The 15,265-nt window shown below is 69.6% G+C and carries 11 protein-coding genes; 6 read left to right on the top strand and 5 right to left on the bottom strand.

Annotation, left to right across the window (positions count from 1 at the left end; genetic code table 11):
* Positions 1-23: 23 nt before the first annotated feature.
* Complete coding sequence (locus D9R14_RS18020; protein ID WP_245420874.1) at positions 24-1,190, bottom strand: CaiB/BaiF CoA transferase family protein; 1,167 nt, start codon at positions 1,188-1,190, stop codon at positions 24-26.
* A 282-nt stretch (positions 1,191-1,472) separates the two neighbouring features.
* Between D9R14_RS18020 and D9R14_RS18015 the strand changes: the two genes are divergently transcribed.
* Positions 1,473-2,462 carry an NAD(P)H-quinone oxidoreductase gene (locus D9R14_RS18015; protein WP_121624734.1) on the top strand — a complete coding sequence of 330 codons (990 nt, stop codon included), beginning with the start codon at positions 1,473-1,475 and terminating at the stop codon, positions 2,460-2,462.
* A 21-nt stretch (positions 2,463-2,483) separates the two neighbouring features.
* Here D9R14_RS18015 and D9R14_RS18010 read toward each other — a convergent pair whose 3' ends face one another.
* The 3 genes from D9R14_RS18010 to D9R14_RS18000 all read right to left on the bottom strand — a co-directional run bounded on the left by D9R14_RS18010 (position 2,484) and on the right by D9R14_RS18000 (position 7,338).
* Complete coding sequence (locus tag D9R14_RS18010; protein WP_121624733.1) at positions 2,484-4,811, bottom strand: molybdopterin-dependent oxidoreductase; 2,328 nt, start codon at positions 4,809-4,811, stop codon at positions 2,484-2,486.
* A gap of 14 nt (positions 4,812-4,825) precedes the next feature.
* On the bottom strand, positions 4,826-6,256 hold the full coding sequence (locus D9R14_RS18005) for an MmgE/PrpD family protein (RefSeq protein WP_170168667.1): 1,431 nt from the start codon (positions 6,254-6,256) through the stop codon (positions 4,826-4,828).
* Positions 6,257-6,354: 98 nt separating this feature from the next.
* A complete protein-coding gene (locus D9R14_RS18000; protein WP_121624731.1) occupies positions 6,355-7,338 on the bottom strand; it encodes a tripartite tricarboxylate transporter substrate binding protein in 984 nt (327 codons plus the stop codon).
* A 249-nt stretch (positions 7,339-7,587) separates the two neighbouring features.
* Here D9R14_RS18000 and D9R14_RS17995 point away from each other — a divergent pair, with 249 nt between their 5' ends.
* The 5 genes from D9R14_RS17995 (at position 7,588) to D9R14_RS17975 (ending at position 14,222) form a co-directional block, all read left to right on the top strand.
* On the top strand, positions 7,588-9,078 hold the full coding sequence (locus D9R14_RS17995) for an NAD(P)-binding domain-containing protein (RefSeq protein ID WP_121624730.1): 1,491 nt from the start codon (positions 7,588-7,590) through the stop codon (positions 9,076-9,078).
* Between the two features lie 141 nt (positions 9,079-9,219).
* On the top strand, positions 9,220-9,969 hold the full coding sequence (locus tag D9R14_RS17990; protein ID WP_121624729.1) for an enoyl-CoA hydratase/isomerase family protein: 750 nt from the start codon (positions 9,220-9,222) through the stop codon (positions 9,967-9,969).
* Between the two features lie 31 nt (positions 9,970-10,000).
* Entirely contained in the window at positions 10,001-10,513 is a 513-nt protein-coding gene (locus D9R14_RS17985; protein ID WP_121624728.1) for a tripartite tricarboxylate transporter TctB family protein, read from the top strand.
* A complete protein-coding gene (locus tag D9R14_RS17980) occupies positions 10,513-12,021 on the top strand; it encodes a tripartite tricarboxylate transporter permease (RefSeq protein WP_121624727.1) in 1,509 nt (502 codons plus the stop codon). Before D9R14_RS17985 ends, D9R14_RS17980 begins: the two co-directional genes overlap by 1 nt.
* Positions 12,018-14,222, top strand: coding sequence for a CaiB/BaiF CoA transferase family protein (locus D9R14_RS17975; protein WP_121624726.1), 2,205 nt, complete (start codon positions 12,018-12,020; stop codon positions 14,220-14,222). Before D9R14_RS17980 ends, D9R14_RS17975 begins: the two co-directional genes overlap by 4 nt.
* A 4-nt stretch (positions 14,223-14,226) precedes the next feature.
* On the opposite strand, the gene D9R14_RS17970 is transcribed toward D9R14_RS17975, so the two are convergent.
* A complete protein-coding gene (locus D9R14_RS17970) occupies positions 14,227-15,171 on the bottom strand; it encodes a Bug family tripartite tricarboxylate transporter substrate binding protein (protein WP_170168666.1) in 945 nt (314 codons plus the stop codon).
* Positions 15,172-15,265: the final 94 nt, after the last annotated feature.

Genomic DNA, 15,265 nt, shown 5'->3' with positions numbered 1-15,265 from the left:
GCCTTGCCTTTCCCTGCTGCGCCTCAGCCCGCGATCGCCTTCAGCGCCGCGGCGCTGTCGAGCGCACGGATGACGTCCTCGCGGTGTTCGCCGAGCGCCGGCGGCGGCGAACGGATCTCAATTCCCTTGCCGGAAAGCATGACCGGGCAAGCGAACGTCCTGGTGGTGATGCCCGACGGCAGATCGGTCTCCCGCACCCAGCCCATGTGGGCCACCTGCGGATCGGCGAGAATCTCAGAATAGCTGTTGATGGGACCGCACGGAACACCGACGCCGGTGAAGCCCTCGATCCATGCGGCGGTGCTGCGCTCGGCGAAGATCTCCTCCAGCAGAATGCGCAGCTCGGTCTGGTTGCGGGTGCGGCTCGCGGTGTTGAGGAAACGCGGGTCCTCGACGAGGTCGGCGCGTCCCACCAGTTCGCAGACCGAGCGCCAGAGCCGGTCATTGCCGGCCGCCATGGCGAAGTAGCCGTCCTTGGCCTTGAAGGCCTGATAGGGCGCGTTGCGCGGGTGGGCCGAGCCGAGCTTCTTCGGATCGACGCCGGTGCCGAAATATTCGCTGGTCTGCAGCGCCGCCATGGCGAGCGTCGCGCCCAGCATGGAGATGTCGATATGGTCGCCCTCGCCGCTCACCTGCGCCTTGCGCAGCGCGGAGGCGATGGAGAAGGCGGCGTAGAGGCCGGCGCCGAAGTCGGAGATCGGAACGCCGCACTTCACCGGCGGCCCGTCCGCCTCGCCGGTCACGCTCATCACCCCGCCCACCGCCTGGATGGTGAGATCGAAGCCGCCCTCGTGCGAGCGCGGTCCGCTCTGGCCGTAGGCGGAGATGGAGCAGTAGACCAAAGACGGCTTGTCCTTCGACATGGCGGCATAGCCGAGGCCGTTCTTGTCCATCACGCCGGGCCGATAGTTCTCGACCACGGCGTCGGCGGACAGGATGAGCCTGCGGGCGATATCGCGCTCTGCCGGATCCTTGAGATTGAGGGTGACCGACTTCTTGCCGCGATTGAGCGAGGCGAAGTTCTCGCTGTAGCCGTTGCTCAGCGGCGGCCACTGGCGCAGCGAATCGCCCACGCCCTCGCGCTCCACCTTGATCACCTCGGCGCCCATGTCGGCCAGCAGCATGCCGCAGAAGGGGCCGGATGCGACCTCGCAGAACTCGATCACCTTCACACCGCTGAGGGGCAGCACTCTTCTCTCCGTTGAGGTTCGCCGTCCGGTGTCCCGGACCGCGCCATTGGGGCAAGGCCGGGGGACGAGGTGGAGCGCCGGAGCGCGATGCGCTTTGTGCTGTTTTTTAGAACAATGTTTCATTACTTAAGGAAATCCGCCGCGGAATGTCAACCCAGGACACGACCGGAAAAGGTGTCCGTTCCACATTCTGATCCGCGCGCGGCGCGATCGGAGGCCGTCTTGACGGCGGCATCTCCAGCCTGCTCATAACGCGACGGAGACGAGGGGAAACGCAAGGCCATGACGAAGCTTCCGGACCACATGAAGGTGATCGTTTTGTCGCAGCCGGGCGGGCCGGAGTTCTTGGTTTCCGGCACGCGCCCCCTGCCCGCCGTCCCCGCGGGCTTCGTGCTCGTGAAGATCGCCGCGGCCGGCGTCAACGGGCCAGACCTGATGCAGCGTCGCGGGCTCTATCCGGCGCCCAAGGGCGCCTCCGATTTGCTCGGCCTGGAAATCTCCGGCCACGTGGCCGCGGTCGGCGAAGGGGTCGATGCGTGGCGTGTCGGCGATGCCGTCTGCGCGCTGACCAACGGCGGCGGCTATGCGGAATATTGTGTGGTCGACGCGCGCCACTGCATGCCCGTCCCCGAAGGCGTCTCGCTGGAGGACGCCGCCGGCCTGCCGGAAACCTTCTTCACCGTCTGGAGCAACATCTTTCTCGGCGCGGGGCTCAAGTCCGGCGAGAACTTCCTCGTCCATGGCGGCGCGGGCGGCATCGGCGCCACCGCGATCCAGCTCGGAAAGGCGTTCGGCGCCAAGGTGTTCGCCACCGAGAGCCCGCAGGCCCGCTGCGACTTCTGCCGCGAGCTCGGCGCCGACGCCGCGATCGACTACCGCACCGAGGACTTCGTCGAGGTGCTGCGCGCGGCGGGCGGCGCCGACGTCATCCTCGACGTGGTCGGCGGCCCCTATGTGGAGCGCAACATCAAGGCGACGCGCCATGATGCCCGCATCGTCCAGATCGCCTTCGCACTCGGCAGCAAGGTCGAGATCGACCTGATGCCCGTCATGCTGAAGCGCCTGAGCTATTCCGGCTCGACCCTGCGCACGCGCCCCGACGCCTACAAGGCGCAGGTGGCGCGCGACCTGGTGGAGAAGGTCTGGCCCCGGATCGCGGCAGGCGCGATCCGTCCGGCCACGTTCAAGATCTTCCCGCTCGCCGAAGCGCCGCAGGCCCACAGCCTGATGGAAAGCGCCGGGCATGCCGGCAAGATCCTGCTCAAGCCTTGAGGCCGGAGCCGGGCGGTCCGTTCAGCCGGAGCGCCCGGCCGCGAAGGCGGGCGGATCGAAGCAGGTCACCGGCGGCGCCGCGCCGTCGAACCGCTCCATCTCCACCAGACAGGAATGGGCCGCGCAGCCCTGTCCCAGGCGCGACGTGCCCCGGTCGGCGGTGAGGACGTTCGGGTTTCCGTGCTTCTCCAGCACGCCTTCGACGCCGGGCTCGACCGGATCGAACCAGGCGCCCGTGGCCAGCTGCACCACGCCGGGCCGCAGTTCGGCCGACAGCACCGCTGCCGCCAGGCAGGCCCCGCGCCCGTTGAAGATGCGCACGATGTCGCCATCGCCGATGCCGCGTGCCGCCGCGTCGTCGGGATGGATGCGCACCGGCTCGCGCCCCTTGATCTTCGCCGCCTGCGCCACCGCGCCGAGATCGTACTGGCTGTGCAGCTTGGTCGCCGGCTGGCTGGAGATGAGGTGCAGCGGATAGCGCTCGGCCTCGGGCGCGCCGAGCCATTCCTTCGGCGCGATCCAGGCCGGATGGCCGGGGCAGTCGTCGTAGCCGAAGGCCGCGATGGACTGCGAAAAAATCTCGATCCGCCCCGAGGGCGTGCGCAGGGCGTTGCCGGCCGGATCGCGGCGGAAGGCGGCGAGCGTCGGTTCGCTATGCTCGGCCTCGGGCAGGAGGGCGATGCCCTCGCGCCAGAAGGTGTCGAAGTCGGGCAGATCGAGGCCCTTCGCCGCCGTGCGCTGGCGCGCCACGCCATAGAGCTGGCGCAGCCACGCCTCCTCGTCGCGGCCTTCGGTGAAGGCCTCCCTCGCGCCCAGACGTTCGGCGATGGCGGCGAAGATGGCGAAATCGGCGCGCGCTTCCCCCGCCGGTTCCGCCACCTTGTGGGAGGCGGAGATCATGCGGTCGCGCGACGAGCAGGCGACATCGTTCCGTTCCAGCTGGGTCGCCGCCGGCAGCACGATGTCGGCATGCCGCGCAAGGCCGTTCCACCAGGATTCGTGGACGATCACCGTCTCTGGCCGGCGCCAGGCGCGCAGCAGGCGGTTGAGGTCCTGGTGGTGGTGGAACGGATTGCCCCCCGCCCAGTAGACGAGGCGGATGTCGGGATAGACGAGACGACGCCCGTTGAAATCGAAGCTTCCGCCCGGGTCGAGCAGCATGTCGGCGATCCGCGCCACCGGGATGAAATCCGGCACCGGATTGTCGCCCTGCGGCAGCGACGGCCAGGCGAAATCGTGGATCGGATTGCCGATGCCGTTCACCGAGCCGAAGCCGAAGCCGTATCCCCCGCCGGGCAGGCCGATCTGCCCCAGCATGGCGGCGAGCACGATCGCCATCCAATAGGGCTGCTCCCCGTGGTCCGCGCGCTGGAGCGACCAGGACATCATCAGGAATGTGCGCTTGGCCGCCATGCGGCGCGCCAGGGCGCGGATGTCCTCGGCCGGAACCTGCGTGATCTCCTGCGCCCACTCGGCCGTCTTCGGCACGCCGTCGGTCCGGCCGACGAGGTAGGCGCCGAACCGCTCGAACCCAATGGTGTAGCGCTCGATGAAGCCGGTGTCGCACAGGTCCTCGACCAGGAGCGTGTGCGCCAGCGCCAGCATGAGGGCGACGTCGGTGCCGGGCCGCGGCGCCATCCATTCGGCCTCGGCCTCGGCGGCCGTGTCGTCGCGGATGGGGCTGATGGAGACCAGTTCCGCACCGCCCTCCCGGCAGGCCCGCAGCGCCGCGCGGACGCCGTGGCGCACGATACCGCCCGATGAGACCTGCGCGTTCTTCGCGCCGATGCCGCCGAACATGACGATCAGCTCCGCGTGGCCGGCGATGAGGCGCCACGGCGTGTGCTCCACATGCAGGCCGAGGCGCTCGCCCACCACGTGCGGAACGATCACGTCCGCGGCGCCGTGGCTGTAGTTCGAGAACGAGCGGGTGTAGCCGCCGATGGTGTTGAGGAAGCGGTGGATCTGGCTTTGGGCATGGTGGAAGCGGCCGGCACTCGCCCAGCCGTAGGAGCCGCCGAAGATCGCTGAATTGCCGAAGTCATGGCGCACCCGGTCGAGCTCGCGGGCGACCAGATCGAGCGCCTGCGGCCAGTCCACCTCCACGAAGGGCTCCGCCCCGCGCCCGGCCCCGGTGGCCGCAGCGCCGCGCTCCAGGAACGAGCGCCGCACCGCGGGCCGCAGGATGCGGCAGGGATGATCGAGCGCGCCGAGCATGGACTGGGCAATCGGCGAGGGATCGGGGTCGCCCTCAAAGGGATCGAGCGCGATCGCACGCCCGTCCGCCATGGCGGCGCGGTAGATGCCCCAATGGGTGGTCACGGTGGGTCGCCGGGGCGTCGGCAGCATGGCGGATCCTCGCCTCAGCCGGCGTTCGCCGCCGGGGCTGCGAGCAGCCCCATCAGATGGCGGATGTCGCGCGCGCGATCGAGCCCGGCGATCGCGTCGCGGATGGCACGGGCGCGCTCGGCACCCACCGCCGGATCCGCATGCTCGTTGAACTTGCGCGCCATGGCGGCATCGTCGAGCGGATTGTCTGGGTGGCCCGGCGGCAGCGGGCATACCGCCTCCGCTTTGCTGCCGTCCCTGAGGGTCACGGTGACGGCTGCGCCGGTTCCGAGGTGATAGTCGCGCGTGAACGCGGCGTCCGCCACCAGCGTCGCCTTCGCCAGGAGGGTGCGCAGCACCGGATCGGCGAGCCGCTCCGGCGTGAACTGCGCCGGCCCGCAGGCGCCATCCATGAGCGCCACGGCCATCAGGTAATAGGGGCTGTGGTCGGCCAGCTCCTTGGTGGTGGGGGCGGCCTTCTGCCCGTCCGAGGTCGGCCAGTCGAGGATCTGCTGCGGAAAGCGGCCCTCGATGGCGACGATGTCCTCGGGCTGGGGCGACAGCCGGGCGCGCAGATCGAGCGCCGCCTGGACCAGGCCCTGGGCGGGCGAGAACGCCTCGAACGGCTTGATGCGCGCCTGCATGATGCGGAACGTGCCGTCGAGCGGCGCGGCGAGGGCGGGGAGGTCCGAGCCGCCCGCCACCGCCCGGTCCCAGCCATAGGCGCCCTCGAAGATGGTCTCCGGCCCCGTGAGGCCATGCGCCGCCATCAGCGCCGCCTCGACGCCGCCCTTGGCGGCCACAGCCTCGATGGTGGCCTTGATGGTGGCCATGCGCCCGCGCATGGATTCGGTGAGGATGTTGCCGTGGGTCCCGGCGATGGCGAGCGCCTCGGCGGTCCGCGCGGCATCGAGGCCCATCAGCCGGGCGGCGGCGGCCGCGCTGGCATAGGACATGTTGGTGGCGTGGTGCCAGCCGCGGTCCCACAGGCTCGGCGTGCCCGCATGGTCGCACAGGCGGAACTGGACCTCGTAGGCTGCCACCAATGCCGCGATGATGTCGCGCCCGGAGGCGCCCGACTTTTCGCCCACGGCCAGGATGGCGGCAAGGTTGCCGCTGGCATGGGCGGGGTCTCGGCCGAAATAATAGTCGTTCACGTCGAGATAGCGCAGCGCCGTGCCGTTGGCGAAGGTGGCGAGCGCGCAGGAGGTGCGGGCCTGCGCTCCGATGATCGTTGCCTCGGGCCGCCCGCCCAAGGCCTCGACCATGGCGTGGACCGCCCGGGTTGGAGCGCCGGACAGCCCGCCCAGCGCGCAGCCGACGGTGTCGAGGATGAGCATCTTCGCCTTGGCCACCACCTTGTGCGGCAGATCCTCGAAGCGGATCTCGGTGGCGATGGCGGCGAGGCCGTCGCGGACATGGCTGGGAGCGGGCTCGGCAACGGCGGAGGCGGCGGCGCTGGTCATGGAAGGCATGCGTCCTCGATCAGGTCCTTGCCGGCCGCGTTCCGCCGCGGCCGGCGTGGTCGGCGTCCGGCGCCGTCGGCAGGCGCCGGCACGGCCGCCTATTCGTTCTTGACGTTGGCTTCCTTGATGACGCGCGCCCACTTGACCATCTCGTCCTTCAGGAACTCGTCGAACTGGGCGATGGAGCCCCCGGTGAAGGCGACACCGATCTGGGAGAGCTTCTGCTCCACGTCCGGCATCTTCATGATGCGGGCGATCTCGGCGTTGAGCTTCTCGCGGATGGCGAGCGGCGTGCCGGCGGGCGCGAGCACGCCCCACCACTCCACCGAGACCACGGGATAGCCGCTCTCCTCCAGCGTCGGCACGTCCGGCAGCACCGGCGAGCGCTTCTTGCTGGACACCGCGATGGCGCGCACGCGGCCGGAATCCACGTAGGGAAATCCGGTCGGCACCGTGCTCATGGCCGTCTTGATATGGCCCGCCGCGAGATCGGTGATCGCCAGCGAGCCCCCCTTGTAGGAGACGTGGGCGTTGTCGAGCTTGGCGACGGTCTTGAACCACTCCATGGTGATGTGGCTGCTGCCGCCGGCGCCCGACGTGGCGTAGGCGTAGTCCTTGGGATTGGCCTTCACCAGCTTCACGTATTCGTCGAGCGTCTTCACCGGCACCGACGGATGGACCGCGACGAGGTTCGGAATCTCGGTGAGAAGGATGACAGGCTCGAAGCTCTTCACCGGGTCGTAAGGCAGCTGGGTGAAGTTGGGATTGATCACATGGCCGCTCGTGATGACCACGAGCGTGTAGCCGTCGGGCGGGGAATTGGCGACCGCGGCGGTGCCGATGGCGCCGGCGGCCCCGGGTCGGTTCTCCACCACCACGGGCTGCCCCCAGGCGACCGACATCTTGTTGCCGATGAGCCGCGCCAGCGTGTCCGTCAGAGCGCCCGGCGCGAACGGCGCGATGAGGCGGATCGGCTTGCTCGGGTAGTTGGCGGCGGCATCATCGGCGCGCGCGGGCGCGCCCGACAGGCCGAGCACGGCGGCCAGCGCCGCGCCGCGCATAAGGTTCACGATGAGCTTCATTTTTTCCTCCCCTCCGGCTTGGTATCCGGCCCGTATGTCGGACCTGGCGTGCCTTCTGTCTCATATTATGAGCATAGGGTTCGATATATGGCACGTGTTCGGCGCACCCTGTCAAGGCGAGTCACGCGCGAGGCTCTCCCAGGGGCAGGCGGGGCGCGAGATTTTCGTTTGTTCTGAATTGTGATCTTATGATCTAATTATCAGAACAAAAATCCCGTGCGCAGGCGCGCCGGGCAGGGAGGGCGAGGGATGGACATCATGCTGGATCGCGTCGATCAGGGGCGCAACGCCCCGGACAGCGGGTCCCTTGCCGGGCTCGAGCGCGAAGTGAAGCGCGATCTGGACCGACTGAACTACCCGCCGCGCGCCTGGCCGGTGCCGAAGCCGGCGCCCGACGGGTCGACGGCGCTCGACGCGCTGGTGATCGGCGGCGGAATGTATGGCCAGACCATGGCTTTCGCGCTCTATCGCGAGGGCATTCGCAACGTGCGGGTCATCGATCGCGCCCGCGAGGGCGAAGAGGGGCCGTGGGGCACATACGCCCGCATGGACATCCTGCGCTCGCCGAAACGCCAATGCGGCCCGGATCTCGGCGTGCCCTCGCTCACCTACCGCGCCTGGCATGAGGCCCAGGGACGAAGCTGGGATGAACTCTACAAGGTCCACCGGCTCGACTGGCTCGCCTATCTCCTGTGGCTGCGGCGAGTGCTCGAACTGCCTGTCGAGAACGAGACCAGTCTCCGCGCGCTCGAACCCGCGGACGGATTGCTGCGCACCGAAATCGAGGGCCCGCGCGGGCGCGAAGTTGTCTTTTCCCGGAAGGTGATCCTGGCCACCGGCCGCGAGGGCGCGGGCGGGCGGCAGGTGCCCGCCTTTCCCTCGTTCGACATGGCGCGCGGCGACCGCCATCCGCACATCCATCACTCCGCCGATGCCATCGACTTCGGCCCGCTCCGGGGGAAGCGCGTGGCGATCCTCGGCGCCAACGCCTCGGCCCTGGACAATGCCGGCACGGCGCTGGAGGGCGGCGCCGCCGCTGCGGTGATGTTCTGCCGCCGGCCGACGCTGCCGCAGGTGAACAAGTCGCGCTGGATGGTCTTTCCCGGTTTCCAGCACGGCTTTCCGGCGATGGACGACGCCGCGCGCTGGGAATTCATGAGCCACGTCGCCAGCGTGCAGATGCCGCCGCCCCACGAATCGGTTCTGCGCTGCACGCGGCATGCCGGCTTCGATCTGCGGTTTGCCGAGCCCTGGGTCGACGTGATCCCGGACGACGACGGGATCGACATCGTCACCGCGAAGGGGCGCCACCGCTTCGATGCCGTCATCTTCGCCACCGGCTTCAACGTGGACCTCGCCGACGTGCCCTATCTGGAAACGATTCTGCCGCACATCGAGACGTGGGGGGAGCGCGTGGCGCCGGAAGAGGCGGCCCGCTTTCCGGCGCTCGCGCGCCTGCCCTATCTGACCCCAGACTTCCAGCTGACGGCGAAGGCCGGCGTCCACGCGCCGGAGGTGGCAAACCTCTATTTGCTGAGCTTCGGCGCAAGCCTCAGCCACGGTGCGCTTGCGGGCGACCTGCCGGCAGTGCGCGCGACCACCACCCGTGCCGCCGCCGCAATCGCCCGTGAGCTGTTCGTCGCCGACTTCGGAACCTACCGGCAAAGCATGCGCCGGTTCCGCGAGGCCGAACTGGAGCCGACCCCCTACTTCGTTCCTCCCGAGGACATCGCGCCGTGATCCATCGCGCGGATCGCCGTTGACATTTTACGAAACAACGTTCCATTTCGTCGCGTTGACCCCCGTCACCGATCGGCGGCGGGCCTCATCCCTGTCGCCAGGGAGCCATGTCGCAAGGGAATTGGGGAGACGGATAGTCCGATGAACGTGGCTCAAGACGCCAGCGAACTGATCGTCGAGCGGGAAGGGCCGGTGACGCGCCTTCAGCTCAACCGTCCGGCCCGCGGCAACGCCCTCAGTGCAGGGCTGGTCCTTAACCTGCGGGACGCGGTCGCCGACGCGGCGCGCGACGGCACGCGGCTGCTGGTCCTCACGGGCGGTGGAGCAAGCTTCTGCTCCGGTTTCGACCTCGGCGGCCTCGACCGGCAGAGCGACGGCGACCTGGCGCTGCGCTTCCTGCAGGCGGAAGAGATGCTGCAGGCGGTCCATCACTTCCCCGGCGAGACGCTGGCGCTCGCGCACGGCCGCGTGTTCGGCGCCGGCGCGGACCTGTTCGGCGCGTGCGCCCGGCGCATTGCCGCCCCCGGGACCACGTTCCGCTTTCCCGGGGTGCGCTTCGGCGTGGTTCTCGGCACCCGCAGGCTGGGCGCCATCGTCGGCCTGCAGGCGGCGCGCCGCCTGATTCTGGATGGCATCGAGCTGGATGCCGACACCGCCATCGCCAATGGCTTCGCGAGCGAGATCGCCGCGCCAGCCGCCTGGCCGGAGCGCCAGTCGGCGATCTTCGCCAACCTCGGCCTGCTCGCGCCGCAGACCCACGAAGCCATCTCCCGCTGCCTGCGCCCCGACACGCGGGCGCAGGACATGGCCGACCTCGCCGCCTCCGTCGCGCGCCCCGGCCTGAAACAACGAATCGAGACCTACAAGAGCGCGATCGGAAACCGATCCTGACGGCCGAAGATGCCGCGAGAGGGAGGAAAGCATGGACGCGAAGCTCAAGGATGCAGTCGCCGAGACGGGCCGTCCCGGATCGGCACGCCATATCCCGCATATAAGGAACTGGAACGATGTTCTGACCGGAGCCACCTTCATCGGCATCGCCGGCTGGGGGTTGTGGCTCGCGCAGAACCTGAGGGTCGGCACGGCGGTGCGGATGGGGCCCGGCTGGCTGCCCACCGCCAGCGCCTACGTGCTGATCGCGCTTGGCCTCGCCATCATGGTGCGCAGCCTGTTCGCGGACGAGGAGAAGCTGGCGCGCTGGTATCCGCGCCCGCTGATCCTGATCTGCGCCGCCGTCGCCTTCTTTTCCGTGGCGCTCGATCGATTGGGCCTGCCGATCACCATCTGCGGCGTGGTCATCATCGCCGGCCTTGCCGACGCTGAGACCCGCTGGCGCGAAACGATCGTCCTCGCCATCGGGCTCGCGGTCGCCGCCAGCCTCATCTTCGTGGATGGCCTGGGCCTTCCCATGCCGCTGTGGCCGGAGCTCTTCTGATGTTCGATCTGTTCAGTCAGTTCCTGTCCGGCTTCGCCACCGCCGCGCAGCCGGCGAACCTCCTCTACTGCCTGATCGGCGCGCTCATCGGCACGCTGATCGGCGTCCTGCCCGGCCTCGGGCCGGTGGCCACCGTCGCCATGCTGCTGCCGGTGACGTTCTATCTGGAGCCGGTCTCGGCCCTGATCATGCTCGCCGGCATCTATTACGGCGCCTCCTATGGCGGCTCCACCACCGCCATCCTGGTGAACCTGCCAGGGGAGAACTCGTCCGTCGTCACCTGCCTCGACGGCTACCAGATGGCGCGGCAGGGCCGCGCCGGACCGGCGCTCGCGATCGCCGCGCTGGCCTCGCTGTTCGCGGGCCTGTTCGCCACCTTCTTCATCGCTTTGTTCGCGCCGCCGCTGGCCGAGGTCGCGCTGATGTTCGGGCCGGCGGAATACTGCTCGCTGATGGTGCTCGGCATGATCGCCGCCATCGTGCTGGCGCGCGGCTCGATCCTCTCGGCGCTCGGGATGATCGTGCTGGGCTTCTTCCTCTCGATGATCGGCACCGACATCAATACCGGCCAGCCGCGCATGACCCTCGGCATTCCCGAGCTCAATGACGGCATCGGCTTCGTGCCGCTCGCCATGGGCCTGTTCGCCATCGCCGAGACGCTCCGCAACCTCGAAAGTCCGGAGTACCGCTCGCTGGTTCAGGCCAAGATCGGCAGCCTGATGCCGAGCCGCCAGGACTTCCGCGAGGCGACGCCGGCCGCGATCCGCGGCACCATCCTCGGCGCCATTCTCGGCCTCCTGCCGGGCGGCGGCGCAACGCTCTCCGCCTTCGCCGCCTACGCGTTCGAGAAGCGCATCGCCAAGAATCCCGACCGCTTCGGCAAGGGCGCGATCGAGGGCGTCGCGGCGCCCGAGGCGGCCAACAATGCCGGCGCGCAGACCTCGTTCATCCCGCTGCTCACGCTGGGCATCCCGTCCAATGCCGTGATCGCGCTGATGGCGGGGGCGATGATGATCCACGGCATCCAGCCGGGCCCGCAGGTGATGACCAAGAACCCGGAACTGTTCTGGGGCGTCATCGCCTCGATGCTGATCGGCAACATCATGCTGGTCATCATCAACCTGCCGCTGATCAGCGTGTGGGTGGCGCTGCTCAAGGTGCCCTATCGCATGTTCCATCCGGTGCTGCTGGTGGTGTCCTGCATCGGCGTCTACAGCGTCAACAACTCGTCCTTCGAGGTGCTGCTGCTGATCGTGTTCGGCGTGCTCGGCTATGCGCTCACCAAATGGCGGTGCGAGCCGGCGCCCCTGCTGCTGGCGTTCGTCCTCGGCCCGCTGCTGGAAGAGAACCTGCGGCGCGCTATGCTGCTGTCGTCGGGCGACCCGAGCGTGTTCGTCACCCGTCCCATCAGCGCGGTGCTGTTGGTGCTTGCCGTGTGCCTGCTGGTGATCGTGATCCTGCCCAACGTGCGCAAGACCCGCGAGCTGGCCTTCGAGGAGGAGACGTGAGCGCCAACCCGCCGGACGCCAACAACCGCCAGCCCAGGGGAGCCGAGCCCGAAATGAAGACCCCCCTTTCGCACGACCTTCTGATTGTCGAGCTTGGAGAGCGGATCGCCGTTGCGGTCTGCGGCGCCCTGTTCGCGGAACTCGGCGCCACGGTGGTGATGATCGAGCCCGCTGCGCCGGGGGACGGGGGCACCAAGGCGCCCCACCGCGCCAGCCTTGCCGCAGGCAAGCACAGCCTGACGCTCGATGGGCCGGAGGCGGTGGCCGAGGTCGCCGCGGTCATATCCAAGGCGGACGCGGTCCTGGTCTCGCGCGACCTCGACCGGGACTGGCCGGAGCCGATCGCGGCGGCGCTGGGACGGGCCCGCCTCGTCTGCGATGTCACCGCGCTGGGCGCCGCGGCGGAGGCAGAGCCCCTGCCGGACGGCCTCGTGCAGGCGCTCTCGGGGGTCATGGACGTCACCGGCGACCCGGACGGGCCGCCGATCCCCTCCAGCACGCCGATCCTCGAATTCACCTCCGGCTTCTATGCCGCCTCGTCGGTGCTGCTCGCGCTGCGCGCCGGCGCGCGCGGCGCGCCGCCCCAGCACACCGCGGTCGCCATGTACGACTGCGCCTTCAGCATGCTCACCACCTTCCTGCCCCGGCATTTCGCCGGCGGGACGCCGAACCGCATCGGCAACCACCATCCCTCCATGTCGCCATGGAATGCCTACCGCGCCCGCGACGGCTGGGTGATGGTCTGCTCCGGCTCCAACGACCAGTGGGTGCGCATCTGCCGGATCATCGGCCGGCCCGACCTCGCGGACGATCCGCGCTTCACCACGCCCTCGGGCCGCGTGACCCACAATCCCGAGGTCGACCGGCTGATGGAGGAATGGACCGCCCGCCTGTCGGTGGCCGAATGCATGGACCAGCTCGACGCCGGCGCGATCCCCGCCGGCCCGGTGGCGCGGATCGCGGATCTGTTCGAGGAGCGCAACCTGCGCCACCGCGATATGACCCGGACGGCGGCGCTGCCCGACGGCACGCATGCGCGGGTGCCGGGCGCGCTGTTCCGCGGCTCCCGGACGCGCGGCCGGGCGCCGGCGGCGGTGCCGGCTCCGGGCCGCGACAGCGATTTCGTGCGCGACCTTCTCGCCCGCCGGGCCGGGCCGCGCCGCGCCGCGGCCGCAAGCGCACCGGAGCGGCCGCTGGACGGGCTCCGGGTGCTGGAGATCGGCCAGTACACCACGGCGCCTCTGTGCGCGCGCCAGCTCGGCGCATTCGGCGCCGACGTGGTGAAGATCGAGCCGCCGGGCGGCGAGCCGGCGCGCCTGCTGCCGCCGCTGCGCGAGGGCCAGGGCTACTTCTTCACCATGAGCAATTCCGACAAGCGCGGCGTGACCGTGGACCTGCGCGACAAGGCGGACGCCGCCATGTTCGCCGACCTCGTCGGCCGGGCGGACGTGCTGGTGGAGAACATGAAGCCGGGTGCGCTCGGCCGGTTCGGCTTCTCGCCGGACGCGCTCAACCGCATCAATCCGCGCCTCGTCTATTGCGCCGTCAGCGGGTTCGGCGCCGATGCGCCAGATCGCGCGCGCGGCGCCATGGACACCACCATCCAGAGCGCCGCCGGCATCATGGACGCGATCCGGCACGAGGACGTCCCCTACAAGGCCGGCATTTCGCTGATCGATCTGGTGGGCGGCCAGCTCAGCCTGCTGTTCATCCTCGCCGCGCTCGACCATCGCGAGCGCACCGGCGAGGGCCAGTTCATCGACCTCTCCATGCTGGACGCTGCCGCCTGGATGACCCGCCTCGACTGGAACGGCGCCTCGGCGCCGGCCACGGCCGTGCTCGCCTGCGCCGACGGCTTCATCGCCGTCGACCGCGCGGGACGGCCGCTTCCGGCGGACAGCGTGCGGGACCTTGCGCGCGCGCAGGCCGTGTCCAAGCTGGAGGCCATGGGATTTCGCGCGGCGCCCGTGCTGAGCGTCAGCGAGGTGGCAGAGAGCGAGCGCACGCGCACGCGCGGCCTCGTCGCCGCGGGAACCTCGCCGCTGGGGGACGCATGGTCGCTCCTGGCGTCGCCGATCCGCCTTTCGGCGACGCCGGGCCGCGTGGCCCGCGCCATGGGTCCGCTCGGCTGCGATGCGGCCGATGTGCTGGCCGACTGGGGCGTCGGCTCCCCGTCATCCGCCGCGGCGACGGGGAGCTGAACCGCTATTCGGCCTTGATGCCGGCCGCCTTGATCACCTTCTGCCACCGGTCGTAGTCGGTGCGGATGAAGTCGGCGAAGACGGCGGGCGTGCTTGTCGTCACCTCGTAGCCGAGCTTGGCGAAGCTCTCCTTCACCTCCTTGTCGTCGAGGGCGGTGACCACCGCCTTGTTGAGCGTGTCGATCACGCCCGCCGGGGTGCCGGCGGGCGCGAGCAGGCCGAACCAGGCGAGCGCCTCCACGGCGAACCCCTGCTCGATGAAGGTGGGAATCTCGGGCATGCCCGGCTCGCGCTGCGGGCTGGCGACCGCGAGCGCCTTGAGTCGGCCGTTGCGGACGAACTCCATGACCACCGCCGGCGACCCGGCGAACAGCTGTACCCGTCCTGCCAGAAGATCGGTGAGGGCGGCGCTGTTGCCCTTGTAGGGCGCGTGGACGATCTCCACCCCGGCCACCGAGCCGAACAGCTCGCCGGTGAGATGGCCGAGCGTGCCGACCCCGGCGGTGCCGAAATAGGCCTTGCGCGGGTTGGCCTTGGCGTAGGCCTGCAGCTCCTTCAGGTTGCTCGCCGGCAAAGAGGGATGCGCGGCGAGGATGTTGGTGGCGGTCGCCACCAGCGAGATCGGCGCGAAGTCCTTCAGCGGCTTGTAGGCGAGGTCGTCGTAGAGGAACGGGCTGATGACGAAGTTGGAGCTGTATCCCAGCAGCAGCGAATAGCCGTCCGCCGGTGCCTTGGCGATGAGGTCGGTGCCGATGTTGCCGCCTGCCCCGCCCCGGTTCTCCACCACGAACGGCTGCCCCAGCACCGCCTGCAGGCGCTGCGCCACGGTGCGCCCGATGAGGTCCGTGCCGCCGCCCGCGGCGAAGGCCACCACCACCCGGACCGGGCGATCGGGATAGGCCGCGGCGAGGCCGGGTCCCGGCAGGGCGCATACGGCGGCGGCTCCCAAAAGGAATTCTCTCCTGCGCATCGTTCCCTCTCGACTGTTCTATATTGCAGAACTATGTTCTATGAAAACGGACGATAGCCGATCGCGACCAGGG

Source organism: Xanthobacter tagetidis (assembly GCF_003667445.1).
Classification (GTDB): Bacteria; Pseudomonadota; Alphaproteobacteria; order Rhizobiales; family Xanthobacteraceae; genus Xanthobacter; species Xanthobacter tagetidis.
The sequence above is the reverse complement of the archived record's forward strand: the minus strand, read 5'-3'. Positions and strand labels throughout refer to the sequence as shown.